This window comes from Sinomonas soli (assembly GCF_054782415.1).
Window position 1 is genome coordinate 1 of sequence record NZ_BAAGSN010000042.1, and the last position, 1,471, is coordinate 1,471.

At 70.4% G+C, this 1,471-nt stretch carries 1 protein-coding gene; it reads right to left on the reverse strand.

Features of this window, described 5'->3' with window-relative positions; translation table 11 throughout:
* The coding region (locus ACYVKZ_RS20995; protein WP_460994416.1) for a terminase large subunit domain-containing protein at positions 1 to 1,471 on the reverse strand (1,471 nt) is incomplete at both ends.

A 1,471-nucleotide genomic window follows, 5' to 3' on the forward strand; every position in this document is an offset into this window, starting at 1 on the left:
CGGCGACGCCTTGTGGTCCGGGATCGACGCGCCACCACCGAAGACCTTCAGGACCGCCGTCGCGGCCGCGATGTCCAGGACGGGCTGCGGATTCACCCGCACGGTGCCGTCGCGGACCGAGTCGAAGACGTCGGCCCAGCCCGCTGTGAGGTCGCTGCCCGCCCACTCGACCACCGGGACGTCGAACTCGGCGTCCTCGGCGAGCTGCGCGAGCAGCGGCGAGATCGGCGCGCCCTTGGACTGGCCAGCTAGCGCTGTGACCCGCTCGCGGCGCTTGGGGTCCATCAGGTAGCCCTTGACCCAGTCGGAGCCGTGGCGGGCTGCCACGATCTCGACCTGGGGGGTCCCATCGGCGCGCCAGCCGCCGAAGGCGAGGTAGGTCATTGACCGGTCATGGGACTGGTCCACGCCGGCCCAGACCTTCCCGACAATGCGGTCCGCCTCGGCGATCCGCTGCGTGCCATCCGGGAGCGTCTCCGGGGTGTTCTTGCAGGCGTCCCACGCCCCGGGCGGGAACGGGCCGCCGAGAACGCCGTCGGGCCACTGGCAGAGCACCTCGACGCGGAACACCCACTCGGGGTCCGTCTTGCAGGCCGCGGCGATCGTGCGCTCGGTGAAGCCGGGGTTCCAGCCCACCGAGGGGTTGGCGTGCGCCCAGCCCTCGCGGTCGCGCTTGTCGCACCCCGGAGGGGCTGACCACTCGAACAGTCCGAGGGTGTCCTCGTCCTGCTCGAAGCCTTCGAGGTCGTCCTCGTCGAACTCCTCGCCGTCGTCCTGCAGGCCCTCGACGTCCAGGAGCGTTGGGCCCACGGCCGCCGCGGCGAGCTCCTCGCAGATCCCGTCCGGGTCGCCGACGGCCTCGTGGGCCATCTTGCGGAGGTACCCGAGGACCACCGAGGTGTTGTCGCCGGCGTTGGAGAGTGCGAGCACGAGCGCCTCGGCCTGGGCCATGGTCGTCTTCGTGATCGCGCCCCAGGCTTCCCAGTTCTGGTGCTCGCGGAGCTCGTCGAGCATGATCAGGTTCCCGGTGAAGCCGCGGCCCGCCTTGCGGTTCGCGGCCTTGACCTTGTACCTGGTGTTGTTCGTGAGCTCGAGGGCCTTCTTGCCGTTGACCTTCACGACCCGCTTGAGCAGTTCGGAGAGGCCCTCGTCCTCCTCGACGAGGTCGACCGCGCCCTGCCAGACTTCCTCGGCGGTCTCGAGGTCCTGTGCCGTGCCGAGCACGAGCGGCCAGCCCCACACGATCATGAACCACAGCGCGAGCACCTGCGACAGGGTCGACTTGCCGTTCTGCCGCGCGATGAGCACCACGACGGTGCGGAAGCGCAGGGTGCCGTCGGGCAGGAGCTCGAGCATGCGCAGCAGGAGCGCCTTCTGCCACGGGAACAGGTCCACGTGCAGGACGTCGCGGGCGAAGTCAATGACGTCGTACCCGAGCGTCGTCTCGGGGGTCAGCGGCCGCAGCGGCGGC